Raw genomic sequence first — 21,112 nt, 5'->3', positions numbered from 1 at the left:
CCGTTGTAAACAAAAAAGCCCGCAGTGCGGGCTTTTGACATTAAATAGAATGGCTCAACGAGACAGCGTTTCTGTCAGGTGTGGCCGAATGCCTTTTAACATGCCGGCTAATACTTTTGGCGCTGCTGCAACCACGTTACCACTGCGCATCTGGTTATTTCCACCAACGAAGTCACAGACTAAACCACCGGCTTCACGAACAATAAGCTCGCCCGCAGCAATATCCCAGGGCTTTAAACCAATTTCGAAGAAACCATCAAAGCGCCCTGCGGCAACATAGGCTAAATCCAGTGCGGCAGAACCGGTGCGACGAATGTCTGCAGCGTCAGCCAGTAATGCGGTTAGCATGGCAGCATGCGCTGGCAAATGGGTTTTGTTTTTAAATGGAAAGCCTGTGGCTAAAATGGTGCCGCTCATATCTGGCAGGTTATTTACCCGGATACGAGTACCATTTAACTGGGCGCCGCGACCACGTGATGCCGTGAATAGCTCACCGCGCAGTGGATCAAAGATCACTGCCTGGTCTAATTTACCCTGGTGTTTTAGTGCGATAGACACCGCAAAATGCGGAATGCCCTTAATAAAATTTGCGGTGCCGTCCAATGGGTCAATAATCCATTGAAACTCACTGGCGCTGTTGCCGTAATCACCATGCTCTTCGCCGACAATACCGTGAGTCGGGAACGATTTTTTTAACACCTGAACAATGGCTTGTTCAGCTTCTCTATCAACATTAGTAACAAAGTCGTTAGTGCCTTTCTGTTGTTTCTGAACCATATCAAGCTGGCCACAAGCACGAGCGATCACGTTACCCGCGCTACGAGCAGCACGAACCGCGATGTTTAACATCGGATGCATAGTCATTACCTTATTTGAAAAGAGCAGTGTAAAATTTGGTCAAAAGAGCGGCGCATATTATAACGATTTATTGTAAAAAGTAAAGATAAAACCAGCCGCAGCGGCATTTTTGCCGCTGTTTATTTTTGCTTACAAAAGCGTACAGATAACCGCTTCTTTTTATTCTAAAATAAGGCCAATTATTCAGATGAAATTCAGCCAGACACGGCAAAGTAACTACTTAGTACATTGCCAGCCAATATCTCTTTAAAGGAATACCAATGAAAACCCTATTAATGTCTGCGATTGTTATCGCTACGCTAAGTTTAACCGGATGTGGGGCGCTACACACTGCTGTTGCCAAGCGTAACCTAGACGTGCAAACCAAGATGAGCAGTTCAATTTTTCTTGATCCGGTAGAACCAGAGCAGCGCACAATTTTTGTTGATATCCGTAATACCTCAGACAAGCCTGAATTTGATCTTAAACCTCAGGTTATTCAAAGCCTGCAAGCGCGTGGTTACCAGGTTATTGATAGCCCGAAACGCGCGAATTACTGGCTGCAGGCTAATGTGCTGCAAGTAGGCCGCAGCAATGCGCGTGACACCAACAGTGCGCTGGCGGCAGGCCCTGGTATAGCGGCAGGCGCGGTAAGCGGTTATGCCTTGCACCGTGCTACGGGTGGCAGCTCTGGCGGTGCGCTGGGCGCTGCAGTGGGGGGGGCTATTGTGGGTACTGTAGTGGATGCCATGGTAGAAGATGTGTACTACAGCGTGATTACCGATATTCAGATCATGGAGCGATTCGATGGTACGGTAAGCGAGCGCTCAAAACATGAACTTATTCAGGGTGATAGTGGTTCAACAACTTCCAGCTATGCCCGCGAAAGTGATATGCGTAAGTACCAAACCCGGGTGGCCAGCTTTGCCAATCAGGCTAATTTAAAGTGGCCAGAAGCCGAGCCTGACCTTACCCAAGGCATGGTGCGGGCACTGGCGGGATTATTCTAAATGCGTCTGGTTGTTCTAATTGCCACGGTATGGGCGCTAAGTGGTTGTACTGCGCTGCATACCTCAGTGGCTAAACACAAACTGGATGCACAAACCCGGATGAGCGAAACGGTATACCTTGACCCGGTTGAACCCGAGCTACGCACCATTTTTCTGGATATTCGCAACACAACGGCAGAATACCAACTGCCGTTGGCAGACGATGTGCGCCATTTTATGCTTGAGCGGGGCTACTTGCTGGTTGACTCGCCAATGCGCGCACAATATTGGCTGCAAGTTAATGTGCGTACCGTGTTAAAAGAACGCCCCGACATAGTTCTGGCGCAAGAATACGGCATGACAGCAGATGAAACGCATGCCTTGCTGCATCCGGGGATGGCGCCACCGCCAGAGTCTGAAACGCCAGAGCAGCGTAGAGAGCGATACGGTCGTAATACGGCGGTATTTGTTGATACCTCTATAGGCGCCAATCTGGACGGCAAAGATATCGCCCGCGCCTTGGTGGTATTGGCCGTGTTTGCCGGTGCTGAATATATTGGTAATCAGTTGGTGAAGGATAAATATTACACCATGCTAACCGATGTACAGATTGCTGAGCGTATTTCACCGGATTCAGAACAAAAAGTACAAGAGTATGCCGAGCATCAATTGCTGCAAGGCGACAGCGGTGCCTTTGAGCAGTTATGGCAGCGCGACACCGACATGCGTAAATATCAGCTTAAAGTGGTGAGCTTTGCCAATAAAGCCAACCTTAAATGGAAAGAGGCAGAACAACCACTACACCAAGGTTTATTACGCTCACTAGCGGGAATTTTCTAGGCCCGCTGTTGGCTATTTCCAATATTGCTCAACCGTAATATTGCCGGGATTACGCCTTAAATTTTTGCTTAACCCCAAGCTTTCAAGCGTGGCCTTGGTGTCGGTTATCATTTGTGGGTTACCACACAACATAACCTGCGATTGGCTGTTTAACGGCTGCTTACACACGTGTTGCAATTCGTTAGTCTGTATCAATTCGGGCAGGCGTTTATCCAAAGCACCGGCATGCGCTTCGCGGGTAACAATGGGTTGGTAATGCAGTTGTCCGTGGTACTGGTGCTGCCAGCTTTGTATTAGTTCACGGTAAGCTAAATCGGCTATGGTACGTACCGTATGCACTAAAATAATATGACGGAACCGCTGCCAAATGAGGTGGGTGCCCAGCATCGACAAAAACGGGCCAATGCCGGTGCCACTGGATATTAGCCACAAGTTTTCGCCATCTGGTATTTCATCCAGAATAAAAAAACCGGACGCCGGCTGACTTATTGCTACTTCATCACCCATTTTTAGCTGTTGCAGTAAAGGCGATAGGGTACCGTCTGCCACGGTACTAACCAAAAATTCTTGCTCGGCGGCGCCTGGGCTATTTACCAGCGAATAGGCCCGCTGCACTTTGCCATCCGGGGTGTTCAATGCTAAACGCACAAACTGGCCGGCAATAAAATCAAACGGCGCTGTTTTCACCTTAAGACTGAATAAATTGGCATGCCAGTGATGATTACTGGTTACGCTGCCGCTAAGCCATTGTGCCATCATATGTTTCCTTTTTGCTGCTCTGGCTTTAGCCTAGCAAAGTTAGCTTGATACTCAAGCCTTTATCTGACAAACATCAGATGTTACCAAGGGGCTAAACTATTCTGCCGCAGCATGTTATGTTGTACAGCAAATAATTAGATACAAGCCATTATGCGCGAAACATTTTTCTTCGGTGACTGGCAGGTAGAGCCTGCAGCAAATACATTGCGTCGGGGTAAACAGCTATGCCAGCTTGAACCTAAAGCGATGGATGTGCTGGTACTGTTATGCTTGCATGCAGGCGAGGTAGTTAGCGCCGATGACATTGTTAGCCAGTGCTGGCCCGGTACCGACACCGGTGACAACCCGCTGCATAAAACCATTACCCAATTACGTAAAGCATTGGGCGATAGCGCCACTAACCCCAGCTACATAGAAACCATCCGTAAACGCGGTTACCGTACCGTGGCAGAGGTGCGCTTTCCGCTGGGGCAAGATCAAAGTGTGCAAGCGCATAGCTGGCAGCAGGGCTCGCCGTTTCCCGGCTTGCAAGCCTATGACGAACGTTATGCCAGCGTGTTCTTTGGCCGTGGTGCCCAAATTGATACCTTACTGCAGCGCATCGCCCAGCAAATACAGTATGGCAGGGCGTTCTGCTTGTTACTTGGTCCCAGTGGCAGTGGTAAGTCGTCACTGATTAACGCCGGTGTTATGCCCAATTTAATGCAAAGCGGCGGTTACAACGGGGTGCAGGTGATGTCATACAGCAGTATGGACCTGGCCGATGTGGCACCAAACCAGCTATTTACCGATTTAGCCAGTGCCATGCTGGATTGGGACATTAACGACACGCCGGTGTTTGCCGGCGACAGCGCTCAAAGCCTGGCCGGGTTGCTTATCTCAACCCCAGAGCAGGTGATACAGCGCTGCGTACAACAATTGCCCAAAGGCGCTGGCAGTAAGCCGCGTTTTGCCTTGTTTGTTGACCGCTTAGAGGTACTGCTGTCGTCACCGATATTTAGCACAGACGAACGTAAGCAATTTACCCAGCTGTTAGAGCAATTGGCTACCAGCGGCGCTGTGCTGGTGCTTAGCGCTTGTCGTAACGAGTTTTACCCGCTATTGGTCGATTACCCCAGCTTAATTGCCGGCAAGGCAAAAGGCGCGCATTTTGACTTAGCTGCCCCCAGCCGGGCCGATTTACTACAAATGATACGCTTACCCGCGCTGGCTGCAGGCCTGAGTTTCGATACCGACCCCGCCACGGCTACGCCGCTGGATGAAATACTCTGCAGTGAAGCGGCCAGTAACCCCGACGCCTTACCCATGCTGCAATACACCTTGCAGGAGCTGTATTTACAGCGCAGCAACGACAACCAGTTGTTAGTGTCGATATACCAGGCGTTGGGCGGCATTGAAGGCGCCATAGGTAAAAATGCCGAGCAGGCCATTAGTGCGCTGGGGGCGGCAGAAAAAGCCAGCTTGCCACGTGTGCTGTCAATGCTGGTCACGCTTAGGGAAGATGAAAAAAGCATAACCAGCCGCAGTGGCCGGGTGCAGCAGCTGCAAACCGACGCTGAACGTGCCTTGGTCTATGCCATGGTAGAACATCGCTTGTTTGTCTCGCATCTGCAAAATGGTGAGCCATGTTTTAGCATCGCGCACGAGGCTTTGCTTCGGCGTTGGCCACGGGCAACGGCCTGGATCAGCGAGCACCACCATAGCCTTAGCGTAAAAAGCCGCTTGCTGCATTTAACCCAGCGCTGGCAGGCAGAACAGCAAAACAGTGCCTATTTACTCGCCGACGGTAAGCCACTGCAAGAAGCGCAAACCCTGTTAAACAACAGTTTGTTTTTGCTCGACGCCGACGAGCTGCGCTTTATTCAGGTGTCAGCCAATAAAGCCCGCTTAAAGCGCTGGACCTGGCGCAGCACCATGGTGTTGTTGTGTTTACTCACTGTCACCGCGATTACCATGAGTGTGCGCAGCTTTAACGCTGAACAGCAAGCCCAGCAAAAGCGCCTGGCAGCAGAGAACCTGCTGGGGTTTATGGTAGGTGACTTTGCCGACAAACTGCGCAGTATCGGCCGCATGGACTTGCTCGACGGTATTAGCAACAAAGCCCTGGAATACTTTACCGATTACTCGGTGGACAATTCGGCATTAAGTACCCAAGCCCGCTTACAACATGGCCAAACGCTTGAAGCCATGGGTGAAGTAGCTTATTCACGCGGTAAAACCGACGAAGCTACAGCGGCATTGCAAGCCGCTCGCGTGCAACTAGAAGCCGTGCTGGTAGAGCAACCGAATAATTTGGAGCTGTTAAAAACCCTTGGTGCCAATGCCTTCTGGCTGGGACAAATACACTACGACGCCAGTAACTGGGAGGCCACCCAACCGGAGTTTGAGCTGTATTACCAGTACAGCCAGCGCATGTACGAACTGGCACCGGATAATATCGATGCCATTATGGAGCTATCCTACGCCACCAACTCACAGGGTTCGCTGGCGATGAACTTGCAAGAATTTGCTGCAGCTGAAAAACATTTTGAAGAATCGTTGCGATTGAAATTATTGGCGCAAAAGCAACAGCCTGATAGTGGTCAACTGCTCGCTGATATAGCAGATACACGCTCCTGGTTGGCAAGCGCTGCACTTTCTCAAGGAGACCTTACTCATGCAATTGAACTTCAAACTGAGCTACAAAAAGAGCTTCAACAGAAGCTTGAAGACATCAAGGCCGTATCTGAACCTTACTTATTGGACATTCTGACCAGTAGTTATCAGATCTTAGCGAGTTTATTGCATTACACGGGGAATTATGAAGAGTCACAGTTGAAAGCCCAACAGGCTTTCAACACTATCTCTCAAGCTTTGGAACAAGATCCGCAAAACAGCATTTGGCAACGACGTAAGCATTACTATTACTTTCAGTCTTTTAAGTTTAAAACCCCAGTGACTGCTGAACAGATAGTGAGTCGCTTTTCAACACACAAACTGGCATTACAAGCCGATCAGCAGGTGCTCTCGGAAGTTAACAAAGAAGAAATAATGACAAGATTGTTGATTACTGCAGCACAACAATTTCAGAGTATTGCGTTATTTGAGCAAAGTAAGTCTTATGCGGATTTGGCAAGTGCGGCCTCTGATCGGCTTGTCGCTCAGTATCCACAAAATACAACTTATATTGGTTACTTGTCTGAGAGCCAACTGTTGCAGGCCAAAGCCTTAGTTGCCAATAGACAGCGCGAAGCAGCTAGTTTGCTTTGCCAGCAAGTCAAGAATAACCTATCTGTGATTATCGATGTAAACAAAAACCCTAACTACACTATTAATTACGCTAAAGCGCTAGATTGTTTGGGACAGTTAGACAGTCACCCTCAAGTGATTGATTTGCTGCAGCAAAACGGTATCGTAAATATTTATTTTTAATAACAACCATAAGGAAATACAAGCAATGCCAACCACTCAAGCCACTGAATTAGTAAAAGTTGTTGTTAGCCTGGTAAATGGCGAACCGGCTTTTAACTATTTAAACAGTGAAGGACAGCAATACGACGGTGATGTTACGGTGACACAAGCCGAAACAATAACGTACCAATTAATTGATGATACAGGCAGAGGTCTGAAATTTGCCAGCGCCGGTTTCTTAACCCCCTTCGATGGCGTAATTGATAGCGTTGAAGTTTCTTCCGATGGTATGCAATTGCAGATGATTGATACTGACCAGACACCAGGTACGACCAAGTTTCAATTCATTTTAACCAATAACAACAATTCATTAATGCTAATAAGCCCAGACCCACAAGTTAAAAACGAACCAAAGTAATTCTGAGCTTTGTTTTAATAAGCTATTCTGAATGTAACACAAGCCCCGTCAGGGGCTTTTTTGTTACTTAAAATCAATGGTTTAAATCGGAAGGTTGTCGGAAGGTTCCTGCGTGTAGTAAAGGCTAAAGTTTGCAGCAATTGAGCTAACGATAGTGCGATAACCCGATGACAACACCGCAGAGTAAATGCCAGGTACTGCCTGAAGCCTTAAACGATGACGCGCTTTGGGGCGACACCATCGATATTGACTCGCCAGCCGGGATGGATGTTGGTGGCTTTATTCAATACCTGGCAGAAGCGGTGTTAGTGGTTAGTCCGGATGGGGTGATTGAATGCGCTAATGCAAAAGCGGCGCTGTTAATATATAGGAATATTTAGGGTCAGAACAAAATTAAGGTAAGCGTCCGGCGAACACAGGTTGACGCTCTAATTTAAGTGTCCACTAGAATATTTAGGGTCAGAACAAAATTAAGGTAAGCGTCCGGCGAACACAGGTTGACGCTCTAATTTAAGTGTCCACTTAATTTTAGTGGACACTTAATATCTTAAATTGCGTAACCTGGCTGGGTGGATAAGTCGATAATATATAGGGTCAGAACAAAATTAAGCGCAATCAGGCCGGTTTACCCTGTCCTTTTGGCCTGCCTCGTTTTTCAGGGTGCTGCCGCCGCCCTGTTAAGTCGGCCACTTCTTGCTTAAAACGTTCATTACCCAGCGCCATGCCACTTTTCGCTGCACTGCGAATATCAGCCAGCAGTGCTTCATCCATCTGACTGAACAAACCGCGGTAGGCTTGCTGTCGCTCAGCGTCGTTTTTCGCCAGCGCCAGGTAGCAGGAATGCGGCTTACACAATGCCGAAGTTTTGCCCAATGCATTGATAGCGTAACTTGACCAGCTGTAGTCTGCCGGCGATGCCACCATGCCTGCCCGCACTGGGTTCATTTCAATGTAGCGATACACTGCCAATAGGTAGCGCTCTTCCTGCACTAAACAAGATTTAAAGCGCCCCTCCCACAAGGTACCGCTACGCTGGTAACGCTGATTAAAGTAACGGACATATTGCCGCCCCATGCTTTGCATCATAAGGCTGATGCCAGAGCTATTTGAAGCGCTGCATAACAAATGCACGTGATTAGTCATAAACACCCAGGCATGCATATGCACCTGAAATTTGTTGGCGTACTCCTTTAACCAGTGGGCGTATGCCGCAAAATCTTCGTCACATGCAAAACAAAGCTGGCGGTTATTTCCGCGTTGAATAATGTGTTCCGGCACACCGGCTAAATGCACTCTGGGCAGTCTGGCCATAGCATAATTTTTCGTTATAAGAAGTGTGTTTAAGCTTAGACTATTTTATTTTGTTCTGACCCTAATTTGATTTTTCGTTATAAGAAGTGTGTTTAAGCTTAGACTATTTTATTTTGTTCTGACCCTAATTTGATGCTGGCTTCCATTACACCTGCGATGCCTGTTAAAAGGCCTTAATTAAGCCGTTAATGCCAACCCTGTTTTTATCCTCAAGCTATAAAGCACAGCATTAGACGATATTCGATTGATAAATTATTTACATTCACATAAAAACAACAACTTATAACTCAAGGTTATCGGAAGGTTATTTCTATTGTGGGGGCTAGAGTTTGTAGCAGTCTAACCCGCTGTGCGAGATAACCTGACGGTAGCTACATATCACGCTTACCTCATTGTTTCTCTCAGCCAGGTAGCTGTTTTAAAACCACTGTTTCAAATTATCGGCGTTGGCTGCGCAGTTTTGGCTCCTTTGCTTAGGTTTGAGAAGACGCAGGCCAGTGGAATGCAAACCGCTTTACCGTTGTAGTGGATCATACACCACTGAAAAAATGGGCGATCTCCGAAAAGCCAAATGAGTAGGAAAGTCGTTATCAAACTTAAGTGAGGAATAATATGTCTATTGCACCTAATCAATGCACGGTATTCGTTCAAGTATGGGTAGATGTGAATGCGTTAGCGCAGGGCTCTACTCGCGGATGTTACGCCGTTTCTAACCGCTCGCAACAATCTTCTGGTGAAGGTAGCGCAAATCTCCATACCAACGTCATTACATCAAGCAATGTGTGTTGGACTGTCTTGCCTATCGATCCTCAATACACCGGCGATTTTTCTATTACGAATGTTGGCGCGGAGTCTGGCTGGGAGCAGCCGCCTGCACCAGTAGCAGGCATGCCCAACGTGTTTACTGGCAAGCTTACCCAATCAACGGTGGGGGGCAGTGTTAACTCGAACATTCAGTTCAGTTTTGACGGTGATAACCAAATCACGGTGACGTTGCCGGTAACCATTACGCCGGTTACACAGTAATTTTCGTCTTTAACATTGAGTATTAAATAATTAAGGAATATTACACATGAACAAATTAATGCGTCAATTTAGCGCACCTGCGGTAGTTCCCAGCCGAGTGATCAATATCGCCGTAGATACAGTTTACTTGTATAGCCAAACCAATGGTGCTTACGCTGGAACCGGCGTTTATATGATGGACAATAATGTTGCAGGCGGCAGCTCTGGCGAAGGTGGGCTAGAGCTTAGCACCCAATTAACTGCTGGCTTTGGTGTGGCTTTTAATGCCGTAGCCATCGACGCGATGGGGGCCCAAGGTGACCATGTAGAAATCATCGGCTTTGAAGTTTCAAATGGTACTAACATATTTGGCAACTTTGGTTTTCCTACTAAACAACCCGACACTTCTCCATACCAGTGGTTAGGTACCGCTATGTTGCAGGGCAACTGCACATATCAAATTAAAATTGGTGTTTCCGTGGGAAGTGCCCCAACTAAATATTTTTGGTGGGACCCGTTCTTAACTTGCACAGCATAGCACCGTAAGTATTAGCTTTACGGCCCCTTTAAGAAGCGACCCGGTTTTATTTAGCTTAAAAAAACATTTACGACAATCTGTCGTTAAGTAAATAAAGGAAATTTTATTATGACTAAGCATCCGTCTTTTTCAGATCAAGCAGTACAACAAGCCATCGAAGCAGCGAGCAATCACTACAATGCTCAAAACCTGCCGCAAGCGAATACCATCTCAGAAGATGATGGCCATCTTGCACTATTGGCTGAGTGCATCACTGTCACCATTGCAAATGGTAAAGCCTGCATAAACCTGCCATTAGGTATTGGAAGTAAGTGCATTCCTGTACCTATTTCATTTGATGGTAAAGTGGCACAGGCATGTTTAACTATTTGCACCCACTGGGGTATTCCAATGGGTGTGAAAGTAAGCGTAAGCGTTGCCGGTATTGTTGTTGTGTCAAAATCTTTTGGTAAATGCTGAGCTTATATTTTTGTAAAAGGATAATTTCATCCTGAAATAAAACAACAAAAAGCCCCGAGGTGGGCTTTTTGTTGTTTAAAAATCAATAGCTTAAATGAGAAGATTGTCGGAAGGTTCCTGCGCGTAGTAAAGACTAAAGTTTGCAGCAGTTGAGCTAACGATAGTGAGATAACCCGATGACAACACCGCAGAGTAAACGCCAAGTACTGCCTGAAGCCTTAAACGATGACGCGCTTTGGGGCGACACCATCAATATTGACTCGCCAGCCGGGATGGATGTTGGTGGCTTTATTCAATACCTGGCAGAAGCGGTGTTAGTGGTTAGCCCGGATGGGGTGATTGAGTGCGCTAATGCAAAAGCGGCACTGTTACTCAACTGCGTTGCCAGGCCCTTAATTGGCCGTAAATGGCCGGAGTTTTTAGTCAGCCGCTGCCACCAGCAATATAACGGCCTGGTAAATATTGTGGCAAAACGTATTTTATCGTTGCAGGCCGGGCCTACTGAAATGGCATTGCGCTGCGCAGATGGTGAAGTAAAAGACATTGAGCTGTCGGTATCGTTTTTACCCGAGCCAGAACCGCGCTTAGTGTTAGTAATGCGGGATTTAACCCGCTATAAAGCGGAATGCAATAAACTGCGCGAGCTGGCGGCTACTGACGCGCTAACCGGCCTTGCTAACCGTCGTGCCTTCGATGAACAGCTGGAAAACCACTGGCAAAAATGTACAGAAGCCAGAAGGCCGCTCAGTGTGGTTATTATTGATATTGACTACTTTAAGCAATTTAACGATAACTATGGTCATATTCAGGGCGATGCCTGCTTGCGCAAAGTGGCGGGCGCGATAATACAGGCGATGCCGTTAGACGCTAAACTAGCCGCGCGCTATGGTGGAGAAGAGTTTGCCCTTATTTTGCCAAACCATAACGAGATTAACGCGCTACAAGTTGCCCGCGATGTTCAGTTTGCGGTGCGTGAACTAAGCTTTGTTGATGCCGGTTTACCGGCAACACTAAGTGTGTCGGTTAGCCAGGGTATTGCCACCGAAATTAATGGCCAATACCGAACCAGTACGGCACTAATGTGTGCTGCCGATACGGCATTGTACCGGGCCAAGGCCGATGGCCGCGACTGCATTAATACCAGCTGCTAGACGCTATAGACATAGGCGCTAAGCGAGCCTGCATTAAACAAGCAGGCTCTAAGCTAACTGGCGCCAAGTACTACGCAAATACTGTAACCGTTTGCCGGCTTATGGCCGCTAATTTGCCATCCGGCTGCCATAATTTTGCAGAAATGTGGTGGTAACCCTCTGCACCAAATTCAATTTCAGCCAGATAACGCCACCAATCGGTGTTAGTAAACGGCAAATCATGCGCTATAAACTCGATAGTCCAGGTAAGCGAACTGGCCGGTGCAGGCTGATTTAGCAAAGTTAGGCTAACCGGTGGCCAGGCATCAACTAACGCTAACAGTTCCAGTATACCGGCTTGGCTGCTCTCACTGCCTGCCATACGAATATCGCCACCCAACTGGCGCAGTGGGCTGGCGCTAAATGGTAGTTGGCCATGGCTAATGCGGTAATCAAAATGGGTGGTAAATTCCGGTACCTGGCCTTGTTTGGGTAAGGTGTGTACTTTTTCTGTTTGCCACTGCGGTGCAGTATCTGCAACCAACTGATGTTGTGATTGTCGCGGCGCACCAAAGCTGGCTAAAAGTACCAGCGCAATTTGACCGTCTTGTTCAATTTCGGCCTGCGCCTGAATAACCGACTTACCCTGGCGCAGAATACGCCGGCGCACCGTTGCAGCCCCGGCATTTAATGGCGCGACAAAAGACACCGACACGGAACGAAGCGGCATACCCGCGGGAATAACGGGTAGCAGATGCGCCATAGCAAGTGCAGCTGCCATACCGCCAAATACCGCACGCCCCTGTCCCCAATGCGGCGGTACATCAATACCATGTTCGTCGCTGTTTTCTGCGTTGAACTGCTGTATAACCTGATAAAAATGCATTTAAATGTCCCTAAATATGGCCAAGTTGCGGCATGCTAACATATTTTTATGAATAACTTCTTGGCCAGTCAGTTGATGATTGTTGTGTCATAATTCTGTCTTAATAGCATGCTATAACTGCGCCGCTATGGATAAATACTTATATTTTTTACGACACGCTACCGCAGAGGTTATTCGGCCAAACCAGCTGGATATAGACCGCTGCCTGATAGAAAAAGGTCGGTTGCAAGCACGCCGTGTCGCAGCTTTTATGCAGCGTAATGCTATTGTGCCAGAAGCGGTGTTTAGCAGCCCGTATCCGCGCGCGGCACAAACCGCCGCCATAGTGCGTAAAGAAGCGGGTTTGCCTGCTGTGCAGGAACTAGAATGGTTGGCACTTACAACAGACAGTCAGTTTGCATATCAACAGCTACAACAGTTGCTAGCAGAACTGCCCACACACGCCTTATTGGTAGGCCACGAACCAGACTTATCGTTGCTTATCGGTAGCTTACTCGGCAGCGAAAACATGGCATTTAAGATTAAAAAAGCGTCTTTAACCTGCTTGTGTTATCAGGCTGACCAAAACAGCTTTCAACTCGAATGGTCAATACCAGCCAAATTTATGTAGTGTAACCAGTGTGGATTGAACCAAGCTTAAACTAAGCCTGGTTCAAATGGGATTAGAAAAAGTAATTTACGCCAAGCGATAGATTATTAGATTCTAATTTAAATGAGTATGAACCGTCGCGGAAAGTTTTATCTGGCAACATGACATACTCCAGGTTAACTGCGACGTTATTGGAAAATTTGAATTCCGCACCAATACCGAGCGCCAGGCCATTTAATGAGTCAGTTTCTGAAAAAGAGTAACCAGGCTCAGACTCTTCGTATTTGAAATCTGTTTTGCTGTAACCAGCAACTGCAAATACTGAAAATTCATTGGACAAGTTATAGCTTGCTTTGGCAACCAACATAGTTTGCATATCTACGCCAAAGCTTTCTTTATAGCCGTCTTCGTTTGATGACTTATCTTTTACTCCAGTACCAAAGCGAGCTTCTACAGCAAGGTAATCATTAAATTTGTAGCCTGCTAAAGCAGTAATGCTGCCAAAATCAACAGAACCAGAAAACCCACTTTCATTTTCTTCTAACGTAGTCTTATTGTATTGACCACCAACATAAAAGTTCTGAACCTCTGCTTGTGCAGCGAAACTACCAATTACTGCAGCAACTAACACCATTTTTTTAAACAACATAAAACATCCTATTTTATTTAACTGCAAAATGCGGCTGAAGTTATATATGAAACGAAAATGTTGGTAAAGTGTTTTATTCGATATTGATCAATGACTAAAAATGCAGAATTATTTGTTTGTCTACGGCACCTTACGCCGCTCTGCCAGACACCCTATGCATAAGTTGCTAGCAACCGGTAGCTGCTTTATTGGTAGGGCGCATTATCAGGGCCGGTTGTATCAGATTGCCCATTATCCGGGGGTTGTGGCATCGTTAAATCCGGCCGATTTGGTCGTAGGTGAGTTATACCAGTTGCTGCAGCCAGATCTTATGCTCGCTGAACTCGACCATTATGAGGCTTGCAGTGCGGCGTTTGCGAAACCGCAGGAATACCGGCGCGAACTGCAGCAGGTGAAGCTTGAGAACGGTGATAACATAACCTGCTGGGTGTATTTGTATAACCTTAACGTTGACGGCATGGCATGCATTCTGTCTGGCGATTTTCTGAATCAGGGTATTGAATGAGCATTTTCAGGCAGTTACTTCGCTGGCAAAAAGGCCGTCAGCTTTCCGGATATGACAAAATGTTGCTGGCTGGCGCATATTGGCCAATTAAGTTTGACTGTTATTTACTGCGTTTTCCGCAAGGCTGCGAAGTACCGCCGCATAAAGATATGCTAAGCAGTGGCAAACATTACCGGCTGAACATTGTGTTAAAGGAGGCTAAAAAAGGCGGTGACTTTATCTGCGCTACGCCAATTTATCAAAGCAGCCGCATTAAATTTTTCCGGCCCGATCTGTGCGAACATGCCGTTAGCAAAGTAGAGCAGGGCAGCCGTTATTTGCTGAGTATTGGCTGGTTAAAGCAATAAATTAAAAAGGCCGCAAAGCGACCTTTTTATAACTAAAGCAAATGCTTAATAGCGCATGTTATTAATGGCGGAAATGACGTACGCCGGTAAATACCATTGCCATGCCGTGCTCATCTGCGGCGGCGATAACTTCAGCGTCGCGCATTGAGCCACCTGGCTGGATCACTGCGGTAATGCCTGCAGCGGCTGCAGCATCGATACCGTCACGGAACGGGAAAAAGGCGTCAGAGGCCATTACGGACCCTTTTACTTCTAAGTTCTCGTCGGCAGCCTTAATACCAGCAATTTTCGCGCTGTACACACGGCTCATTTGGCCGGCGCCAACACCAATGGTCATGCTGTCTTTTACGTAAACAATAGCGTTTGATTTAACAAACTTGGCCACTTTCCAGCAAAACAGTAAGTCTTTAAGCTCTTGCTCGGTTGGCTGGCGCTGGGTAACCACTTTTAAATCATCAGCGGTGATTTTGGCCTGGTCGCGGTCTTGCAACAACATGCCACCGTTTACTTGTTTAACATCTAGTGCCGGTGCAGCTGCGCTAAACTCGCCACACACTAATAAACGCACGTTTGGTTTGCTAGCCACTACCGCTACGGCAGCGTCTGTTGCAGAAGGCGCAATAATCACTTCAACAAACTGACGGCTGACAATTTCTTTGGCAGTGGTTTCATCCAGCTCACGGTTGAAGGCGATAATGCCGCCAAAGGCCGAAGTTGGATCAGTTTTATAGGCACGGTTGTAGGCATCAAGGATTGAATCGCCAATAGCCACGCCACAAGGGTTAGCGTGTTTAACAATAACGCAGGCCGGTTCATTGAATTCTTTTACGCATTCCAGTGCAGCGTCAGTGTCGGCGATGTTGTTGTAAGACAACGCCTTACCTTGCAACTGAGTGGCCGTAGACACAGAGGCTTCGCTAGCGCCCTCTTGCACATAAAACGCCGCACTTTGGTGGCTGTTTTCGCCGTAACGTAAATCTTGTTTTTTTACGAACTGGCTATTGAAGGTGCGCGGGAACTTGGTTGCAGGTTCCAATGGTGTATCGTAGGCCGGTAACATGGCGCCAAAGTAGTTGGCAATCATGCCATCATATTGCGCTGTGTGTTCAAACGCACTTATTGCCAGGCTAAAGCGGGTAGCGTGGGTAGTGGCACCGCCGTTGGCTTGCATTTCTGCTACAACGATATCGTAGTCTTTAGCGTTAACAATAATGGTAACGTCTTTGTGGTTTTTCGCTGCTGCTCGCACCATAGTGGGGCCGCCGATGTCGATATTTTCAATGGCATCTTCCAGCGTACAACCGGCTTTAGCAACAGTGCTGGCAAACGGATACAAGTTAACCACCACTAAATCGATTGGGCCAATGTTGTTGTCAGCCATGACGGCTTCATCCGTGCCGCGACGCGCTAAAATGCCGCCATGAATTTTCGGATGTAGGGTTTTAACCCGGCCGTCCATAATTTCCGGGTGACCGGTGTAATCCGATACTTCAATTACCTTGATGCCTTGTTCGGCCAGTAATTTTGCGGTACCACCGGTAGAGAGAATTTCAACCTGTTGCGCGGCCAGGGCGCGAGCAAATTCTACGATACCGGTTTTGTCGGACACACTTAATAGTGCGCGGCGGATAGGTCTTAATGTCGTCATGCTTAGACTCTCATTTAGCTTGCAGAAATCGGGTTACACTAATTACAGCGAGTTTAGTGCATCGCAGCTGCCGGCTTGCTCTAAGCCAACCGTTGAAGCCCCGGATGGGCGGAAACGAGCCCCCATGGATGGGTTTACGGCGTGTTGGCGTGAGCAAGGTGGCAGCTGCCACAATCTTAGTTCGATATCTATGTTGTCTGTGCCTGAGTACCGGGGTTAATGCGGAATCTAATGCGTAAAATTCCTCAGGCGCAGCCAATAAAAAAGCACCCGAAGGTGCTTAGTAGCGGGGCTAACCCCGCGTGGGCATTAGCTCATGCCGTATTGCTTTAACTTCTTACGCAGCGTACCGCGGTTGATGCCCATCAGGTTGGCTGCGCGGGTTTGATTACCGCGGGTATATTTCATCACTTCTTCCAGTAAAGGACGCTCTAATTCAGATAATACCAGTTCATATAAATCGTCAACGTCCTGTCCGTTTAATTGCTGCAGGTAGTTAGCGACTGCTTTTTGCGCGGCAGTGCTTAAAGCTTGTGGCTTTTCCTGCGTTTGTACGTGGGCGTTAGTAATAAATGGCGAAGTAACGTTCGAATTAAACATTGCTTTTCTCTTTTACGTTAGGTTGCTGCTAGTTGATGAAAATAGTCATTTAAGGCGTTGAGCTGAACATCTGCCTGCTCAATGCCATTGAATTCACTACGAAACACACCGAGCTTGTCATGCTCGGCTAAATACCAGCCCACATGTTTGCGGGCAATGCGAGAACCGGCGAGCTCACCATAAAGCTGGTGTAAACCCTGCACATGTTCCAGCATAATCTGGCGCACTTCCGAAATACACGGCGGCGCCAGTTTGTCGCCAGTGGCCAGGTAATGCACCACTTCGCGGAAAATCCATGGCCGACCTTGTGCCGCACGACCAATCATTATGGCGTCGGCTCCGGTGTAATCCAGCACATAGCGTGCTTTTTCCGGCCCGGTAATATCGCCATTGGCAATTACCGGTATCGTTACACTTTGTTTTATGGCGCGGATGGTGTCATATTCCGCTCCACCTTTATACATGCAGGCTTTCGTTCTGCCATGTACTGCCAGTGCCTGTATGCCATTATCTTGGGCAATACGGGCAATCTGAATGCCGTTTCTGTTGTCAGGGTCCCAGCCAGTGCGAATTTTCAAGGTAACCGGTACCTTTACCGCATCGACCACTGCGCGAACAATTTGCTCCACTAAGTCTGGGTACTGCAACAAGGCAGAACCCGCCAGTTTCTTGTTCACCTTTTTTGCCGGACAACCCATATTGATGTCGATAATATCGGCACCAATCTCAACATTGTACTGGGCGGCGTCCGCCATCTGCTGGGGATCTGCTCCGGCAATTTGCACGGAACGAATACCCGACTCCTGACGATGGCCCATGCGATTTTGTGATTTTTCGCTTTGCCAGACCAGCGGATTGCTCGACAGCATTTCCGACACAGCTAACGCTGCACCAAAACGCCGGCAAAGCTCACGAAAAGTGTGATCAGTCACTCCAGCCATCGGAGCACAAATTACCTTGTTCGCTAACTGATATGGACCTATGCGCACCACTGAATCCAAGGCTCTACCCTTAAGGGGCGCCAAGTTTACGGATTTTTTCCGCCAAAGCAAAGGTTATTATTTAAACAAAAGTATAAATTTATTGGCCTTTGCGGTCTTGACATTCGCTAAACGGCTGAAAATTGGTGTTTTGTAAAGCAGAAGCAACGGTATGATGGGTGCTAGCGGAAATGAAAATTGTAGTGCTGTTGGTTTTGTAACCAGTATTTTGGCGCTATGACGGATGCTGAAAGAACAAACCGGGTTGCCCTAAATCAACCGTTGAAGCCCTGGACGGGCGTAAACGAGCCTACAGGGAAGTATTTACGGCGTGTTGGTGTGGGTAATCCGGTTTGTGACGCTCAAACAAGGCTTAGGGTCTTCTTGTTTAGGTACCCAGCCAATCGACCTGACCGCGAGCCTGGCGCCGTTTAATCATCAGCTCTTCTACCAGCGGTGTTAATATTAGCTCCATCGCCAGGCCCATTTTGCCGCCTGGCACCACCAAGGTATTTACCCGCGACATAAAAGAGCCATTGATCATTCGCAGGTAATACGGGAAATCAACATGCTTGATACCGCGAAAACGGATCACGACAAAACTTTCATCTAATGACGGAATGTCTTTGGCACTAAACGGGTTAGAAGTATCAACGGTAGGCACACGTTGAAAGTTGATATGCGTGCGTGAAAACTGCGGCGTAATATGGTTGATGTAGTCGTCCATACTGCGCACAATGCTGGCTTGTACCGCTTCGCGTGAGTGGCCACGTTCTGAGGTATCGCGAATAATTTTTTGGATCCATTCTAAGTTAACAATAGGCACCATACCAATAAGCAGGTCAACATGTTTGGCGACATCATGCTCGTCAGTTACTGCACCACCATGCAACCCCTCATAAAATAACAAGTCGGTATTGGCGCGTAAATCTTGCCACGGTGTAAAAGTACCTGGTAACTGGTTATAAGGTACTGCTTCGTCAAAGGTATGTAGATAGTGGCGAATTTTACCGCCGCCGGTGTCACCATAGCTGGAAAAAAAGCTTTCCAGGGCACCAAAATCGTTGGCTTCTGCGCCAAAGTAGCTAATGTAACGGCCTTGTTCTTTGGCTTTGCGTATCGCGACTTCCATTTCTGGTCGGCTAAAACGGTGGAAGCAGTCTCCTTCAACAAACGCTGCGTTAATGTCTAGTGTGCGGAAAATATGCTGAAACGCTGTTGTTGTTGTTGTTGTACCCGCACCCGACGAACCGGTGATGGCAATAATAGGATTTTTGTGTGACATAGAAACCGCCCGCTGCTTTAACTGAACCTCACCTTAAAGCAACAGGCAAATAGCACGCAACTGTTTATTGCAATTATGCTTGGGCTTTCAGGGGCAAACAGTGTTAACGGTTTGCCCCTGAACAGGGCCACTAAAACTGAAAGGTCGCGATTAGCGGGTCATGATCTGACGAGCGATAGGGTGTTGGTGCGTGCAGTTGCTGCTGCAAGTTATCACTTTTAAACTCAACGTTATAATCCAACAACGTTGGCTCATCGGCGTTAATAGACCAGTGCTGAAACTGAGCCAGTTGTTTTGCTAAGGCAGTGCTTGCCAGCGCATGGTCAAGCGAGCCGGTACGGCCACGATAAACATAAGAGTACTGCCCGCCATCTTTTGAGGTTAAATACTGCCAGTGTTGTTGCTCAAGCGTGACGACAGGGTCTTCCATCCGGTAGGCATTTAAGTCACCCAAAATAATCTGTTTGTCAGTCTCTATGCCGGTTGGGTTAGTGTGCAGCCAGTCACTTAATGCTTTTGCCGACGTGGTTCTAAGGGCATTCCAGCAGCCTTGTCCATCTTGTTGTTCGGCGTCTTTTGACAGGGGGTCTTTTGGACAACTGCCTTTTGACTTAAAGTGGTTAATGCTTACCGTTACCAGCTCGTTGCTGGCCAAATGACGAAAGCTTTGTGCCAGCGGCGGCCTGCTGCCCCAATTAAAGGGGCTAGACAACAACATAGCCGCGTTACCCTCGATACTCACATTGGCTGGGCGGTACAACATGGCAACTTTAATGTCGTCGGTACCAGGCTGTTCCGAGGTAGTAATAAAGCGATAGGGGGTTTTACTAACAGCATTAAGCGCATTTGTCAGGCTAGCCAGCGCGCTTTGTGCGCCATAACCATTATTTTCGACTTCTAATAGCCCGATAATATCGGCATCAAGAGCAGCTAATGCACTAATCGTTTTTTCCTGTTGGCGCTTAAATTCTGCTAAAGAATCGGCGCCGCGGCGCGTTGGGAACGCCGGTGTTTGATCTGAGCCGTTAAAGTAATTAAGTACATTAAAACTGGCAATGCGTAACGCTTTTTCCGGCTTAGCATCAGGGTTGGCTGGACGCGGGTTTTGCGCATGATATTGGGGTTGCTGTGTCGGAAACAAGAAATAACCACGTTCGTTTTGTAGAATAACGCCTTGTACTTGTGTCACCGTATCGCCAACCCGTACCGTTGTCTGTGCCGTTAATATATTGCTGCCAAACCGCACCGGGTCCGGGTTTTGCTTTATGCTGCCATCGTCTAACACCAGCGTATGTCGCAGTTGTTGCTCAGCCAGTGCCATAGCCTCTTTACCCGGACGCATAATGTCGGTGGGGACCAAAAGGCGTTTATCAGCCAACATGAGTTCGCCATAGCGTCCCAGGCTGTAGGTGTCATTAACGGTTAGTGTTTGCGCAAAGCTAACCAGCTCACCTTCTAGCTGTTCCCACTGTTGTAATGTGGCAACCGGAAGTTGTACGTTTACCGGGGTAATGACGTGCTGACCATCACACAGTTTAATATCGTTGATATTTGCCAGACGGGTAAGCTGATTTACCTCTGTTACGGTACCGGTTACTTGTAATTGCTGGCCTGGCTTATACTGAGCGGCAGCGTTGCTGTCGGCAATAAATAAGCTGTTTGCTGCAGCGCTATTGTCGGGTGCGATAGCACGCAACACGATTCCTGCCGCGTTGGTGCCAGGATACACAATTGCGGTTACGACACCGCGTGTACTCAGTTGTTTTGCCAGCAGCGGGCTGGTCTCAGCAGTGCCTTGAATGGTGTTGATGCTGGTGAACGAGCTATCACACTGCGCCAAAACGTGATGACTAAACAACAAAACACTTAATGCTGAGAGCCGGATAAGGTGTTTACGCATAATGCTGACATTCCAGATTAAAAAGACAGGATAGGCTGCTAGTGTTA

The 21,112-nt window shown here is 47.8% G+C and carries 22 protein-coding genes; 12 read left to right on the top strand and 10 right to left on the bottom strand.

The features are described from left to right. Positions 1-54: 54 nt before the first annotated feature. The gene (suhB, locus tag H595_RS0110075; protein ID WP_027671104.1) at positions 55-858 is read right to left on the bottom strand and encodes an inositol-1-monophosphatase; all 804 of its coding nucleotides are present in this window, start codon (positions 856-858) and stop codon (positions 55-57) included. 260 nt (positions 859-1,118) lie between these two features. Between suhB and H595_RS0110070 the strand changes: the two genes are divergently transcribed. Both H595_RS0110070 and traT read left to right on the top strand, forming a co-directional pair. Further along, entirely contained in the window at positions 1,119-1,847 is a 729-nt protein-coding gene (locus tag H595_RS0110070) for a complement resistance protein TraT (RefSeq protein WP_027671103.1), read from the top strand. Next, a complete protein-coding gene (gene traT, locus H595_RS0110065) occupies positions 1,848-2,666 on the top strand; it encodes a complement resistance protein TraT (RefSeq protein ID WP_027671102.1) in 819 nt (272 codons plus the stop codon). Positions 2,667-2,678: 12 nt separating this feature from the next. On the opposite strand, the gene H595_RS0110060 is transcribed toward traT, so the two are convergent. Beyond that, entirely contained in the window at positions 2,679-3,425 is a 747-nt protein-coding gene (locus H595_RS0110060) for a ferredoxin--NADP reductase (RefSeq protein WP_240474869.1), read from the bottom strand. Between the two features lie 150 nt (positions 3,426-3,575). Between H595_RS0110060 and H595_RS0110055 the strand changes: the two genes are divergently transcribed. From H595_RS0110055 to H595_RS24395, 3 genes are all read left to right on the top strand, one after another. Next, complete coding sequence (locus H595_RS0110055; protein WP_027671100.1) at positions 3,576-6,836, top strand: nSTAND1 domain-containing NTPase; 3,261 nt, start codon at positions 3,576-3,578, stop codon at positions 6,834-6,836. Between the two features lie 25 nt (positions 6,837-6,861). Beyond that, positions 6,862-7,233, top strand: a complete 372-nt coding sequence (locus H595_RS0110050) for a DP-EP family protein (protein ID WP_027671099.1) — start codon at positions 6,862-6,864, stop codon at positions 7,231-7,233. A gap of 167 nt (positions 7,234-7,400) precedes the next feature. Beyond that, positions 7,401-7,613 carry a hypothetical protein gene (locus H595_RS24395; RefSeq protein WP_027671098.1) on the top strand — a complete coding sequence of 71 codons (213 nt, stop codon included), beginning with the start codon at positions 7,401-7,403 and terminating at the stop codon, positions 7,611-7,613. Positions 7,614-7,848: 235 nt separating this feature from the next. Here the strand turns inward: H595_RS24395 and H595_RS0110040 are convergent, their stop codons facing one another. Next, a complete protein-coding gene (locus tag H595_RS0110040) occupies positions 7,849-8,544 on the bottom strand; it encodes a transposase (protein ID WP_027671097.1) in 696 nt (231 codons plus the stop codon). A gap of 612 nt (positions 8,545-9,156) precedes the next feature. Here H595_RS0110040 and H595_RS0110035 point away from each other — a divergent pair. The 4 genes from H595_RS0110035 to H595_RS0110020 all read left to right on the top strand — a co-directional run bounded on the left by H595_RS0110035 (position 9,157) and on the right by H595_RS0110020 (position 11,697). Further along, positions 9,157-9,570 (top strand): hypothetical protein, encoded by a 414-nt coding sequence (locus H595_RS0110035; protein WP_027671096.1) that lies wholly within the window; start codon positions 9,157-9,159, stop codon positions 9,568-9,570. 46 nt (positions 9,571-9,616) lie between these two features. Next, on the top strand, positions 9,617-10,087 hold the full coding sequence (locus H595_RS0110030; RefSeq protein WP_037054378.1) for a hypothetical protein: 471 nt from the start codon (positions 9,617-9,619) through the stop codon (positions 10,085-10,087). Positions 10,088-10,195: 108 nt separating this feature from the next. After that, positions 10,196-10,546, top strand: coding sequence for a hypothetical protein (locus H595_RS0110025; protein ID WP_027671094.1), 351 nt, complete (start codon positions 10,196-10,198; stop codon positions 10,544-10,546). A 176-nt stretch (positions 10,547-10,722) separates the two neighbouring features. Beyond that, the gene (locus H595_RS0110020; RefSeq protein ID WP_027671093.1) at positions 10,723-11,697 is read left to right on the top strand and encodes a sensor domain-containing diguanylate cyclase; all 975 of its coding nucleotides are present in this window, start codon (positions 10,723-10,725) and stop codon (positions 11,695-11,697) included. A 70-nt stretch (positions 11,698-11,767) separates the two neighbouring features. Here H595_RS0110020 and H595_RS0110015 read toward each other — a convergent pair whose 3' ends face one another. Beyond that, positions 11,768-12,562, bottom strand: coding sequence for an acyl-CoA thioesterase (locus H595_RS0110015; protein WP_027671092.1), 795 nt, complete (start codon positions 12,560-12,562; stop codon positions 11,768-11,770). A gap of 127 nt (positions 12,563-12,689) precedes the next feature. On the opposite strand from H595_RS0110015, the gene H595_RS0110010 reads away from it, so the two are divergent. Then, positions 12,690-13,172, top strand: coding sequence for a SixA phosphatase family protein (locus H595_RS0110010; protein WP_027671091.1), 483 nt, complete (start codon positions 12,690-12,692; stop codon positions 13,170-13,172). Positions 13,173-13,224: 52 nt separating this feature from the next. On the opposite strand, the gene H595_RS0110005 is transcribed toward H595_RS0110010, so the two are convergent. Continuing rightward, a complete protein-coding gene (locus H595_RS0110005; RefSeq protein ID WP_027671090.1) occupies positions 13,225-13,800 on the bottom strand; it encodes an outer membrane protein in 576 nt (191 codons plus the stop codon). Positions 13,801-13,900: 100 nt separating this feature from the next. On the opposite strand from H595_RS0110005, the gene H595_RS0110000 reads away from it, so the two are divergent. Further along, a complete protein-coding gene (locus H595_RS0110000; protein WP_027671089.1) occupies positions 13,901-14,305 on the top strand; it encodes a gamma-glutamylcyclotransferase family protein in 405 nt (134 codons plus the stop codon). Then, positions 14,302-14,652, top strand: a complete 351-nt coding sequence (locus H595_RS0109995; RefSeq protein WP_027671088.1) for a 2OG-Fe(II) oxygenase family protein — start codon at positions 14,302-14,304, stop codon at positions 14,650-14,652. The genes H595_RS0110000 and H595_RS0109995 overlap by 4 nt, the downstream gene beginning before the upstream one ends. A 61-nt stretch (positions 14,653-14,713) precedes the next feature. On the opposite strand, the gene purH is transcribed toward H595_RS0109995, so the two are convergent. The 5 genes from purH to H595_RS0109970 all read right to left on the bottom strand — a co-directional run bounded on the left by purH (position 14,714) and on the right by H595_RS0109970 (position 21,065). After that, positions 14,714-16,300, bottom strand: a complete 1,587-nt coding sequence (gene purH / locus H595_RS0109990; RefSeq protein WP_027671087.1) for a bifunctional phosphoribosylaminoimidazolecarboxamide formyltransferase/IMP cyclohydrolase — start codon at positions 16,298-16,300, stop codon at positions 14,714-14,716. Positions 16,301-16,609: 309 nt separating this feature from the next. Beyond that, the gene (fis, locus tag H595_RS0109985; protein ID WP_027671086.1) at positions 16,610-16,900 is read right to left on the bottom strand and encodes a DNA-binding transcriptional regulator Fis; all 291 of its coding nucleotides are present in this window, start codon (positions 16,898-16,900) and stop codon (positions 16,610-16,612) included. Positions 16,901-16,917: 17 nt separating this feature from the next. Beyond that, positions 16,918-17,892, bottom strand: a complete 975-nt coding sequence (gene dusB, locus H595_RS0109980) for a tRNA dihydrouridine synthase DusB (protein ID WP_477996415.1) — start codon at positions 17,890-17,892, stop codon at positions 16,918-16,920. A gap of 376 nt (positions 17,893-18,268) precedes the next feature. Then, a complete protein-coding gene (locus H595_RS0109975) occupies positions 18,269-19,165 on the bottom strand; it encodes a phosphoribulokinase (protein WP_027671084.1) in 897 nt (298 codons plus the stop codon). A 130-nt stretch (positions 19,166-19,295) separates the two neighbouring features. Further along, the gene (locus H595_RS0109970; RefSeq protein WP_027671083.1) at positions 19,296-21,065 is read right to left on the bottom strand and encodes an ExeM/NucH family extracellular endonuclease; all 1,770 of its coding nucleotides are present in this window, start codon (positions 21,063-21,065) and stop codon (positions 19,296-19,298) included. Positions 21,066-21,112: the final 47 nt, after the last annotated feature.

Origin of the sequence: Rheinheimera baltica DSM 14885, from assembly GCF_000425345.1 — a bacterium.
Classification (GTDB): Bacteria; Pseudomonadota; Gammaproteobacteria; order Enterobacterales; family Alteromonadaceae; genus Alishewanella; species Alishewanella baltica.
This window is presented reverse-complemented; position numbering and strand designations above follow the sequence as displayed.

Excerpts from the sequence above, each read along its gene's own strand:
- H595_RS0110070 (WP_027671103.1), top strand. The coding sequence starts at position 1,119 with ATGAAAACCCTATTAATGTCTGCGATTGTTATCGCTACGCTAAGTTTA.
- H595_RS0109995 (WP_027671088.1), top strand. The coding sequence starts at position 14,302 with ATGAGCATTTTCAGGCAGTTACTTCGCTGGCAAAAAGGCCGTCAGCTT.
- H595_RS0110035 (WP_027671096.1), top strand. The coding sequence starts at position 9,157 with ATGTCTATTGCACCTAATCAATGCACGGTATTCGTTCAAGTATGGGTA.
- traT (WP_027671102.1), top strand. The coding sequence starts at position 1,848 with ATGCGTCTGGTTGTTCTAATTGCCACGGTATGGGCGCTAAGTGGTTGT.
- H595_RS0110005 (WP_027671090.1), bottom strand. The coding sequence starts at position 13,800 with ATGTTGTTTAAAAAAATGGTGTTAGTTGCTGCAGTAATTGGTAGTTTC.
- purH (WP_027671087.1), bottom strand. The coding sequence starts at position 16,300 with ATGACGACATTAAGACCTATCCGCCGCGCACTATTAAGTGTGTCCGAC.
- H595_RS0109970 (WP_027671083.1), bottom strand. The coding sequence starts at position 21,065 with ATGCGTAAACACCTTATCCGGCTCTCAGCATTAAGTGTTTTGTTGTTT.
- H595_RS0110050 (WP_027671099.1), top strand. The coding sequence starts at position 6,862 with ATGCCAACCACTCAAGCCACTGAATTAGTAAAAGTTGTTGTTAGCCTG.
- H595_RS0110030 (WP_037054378.1), top strand. The coding sequence starts at position 9,617 with ATGAACAAATTAATGCGTCAATTTAGCGCACCTGCGGTAGTTCCCAGC.
- H595_RS0110020 (WP_027671093.1), top strand. The coding sequence starts at position 10,723 with ATGACAACACCGCAGAGTAAACGCCAAGTACTGCCTGAAGCCTTAAAC.
- H595_RS0110025 (WP_027671094.1), top strand. The coding sequence starts at position 10,196 with ATGACTAAGCATCCGTCTTTTTCAGATCAAGCAGTACAACAAGCCATC.
- H595_RS0110060 (WP_240474869.1), bottom strand. The coding sequence starts at position 3,425 with ATGATGGCACAATGGCTTAGCGGCAGCGTAACCAGTAATCATCACTGG.
- H595_RS0110010 (WP_027671091.1), top strand. The coding sequence starts at position 12,690 with ATGGATAAATACTTATATTTTTTACGACACGCTACCGCAGAGGTTATT.
- H595_RS24395 (WP_027671098.1), top strand. The coding sequence starts at position 7,401 with ATGACAACACCGCAGAGTAAATGCCAGGTACTGCCTGAAGCCTTAAAC.
- suhB (WP_027671104.1), bottom strand. The coding sequence starts at position 858 with ATGCATCCGATGTTAAACATCGCGGTTCGTGCTGCTCGTAGCGCGGGT.
- H595_RS0110000 (WP_027671089.1), top strand. The coding sequence starts at position 13,901 with ATGCAGAATTATTTGTTTGTCTACGGCACCTTACGCCGCTCTGCCAGA.
- H595_RS0110015 (WP_027671092.1), bottom strand. The coding sequence starts at position 12,562 with ATGCATTTTTATCAGGTTATACAGCAGTTCAACGCAGAAAACAGCGAC.
- H595_RS0110055 (WP_027671100.1), top strand. The coding sequence starts at position 3,576 with ATGCGCGAAACATTTTTCTTCGGTGACTGGCAGGTAGAGCCTGCAGCA.
- H595_RS0109975 (WP_027671084.1), bottom strand. The coding sequence starts at position 19,165 with ATGTCACACAAAAATCCTATTATTGCCATCACCGGTTCGTCGGGTGCG.
- fis (WP_027671086.1), bottom strand. The coding sequence starts at position 16,900 with ATGTTTAATTCGAACGTTACTTCGCCATTTATTACTAACGCCCACGTA.
- H595_RS0110040 (WP_027671097.1), bottom strand. The coding sequence starts at position 8,544 with ATGGCCAGACTGCCCAGAGTGCATTTAGCCGGTGTGCCGGAACACATT.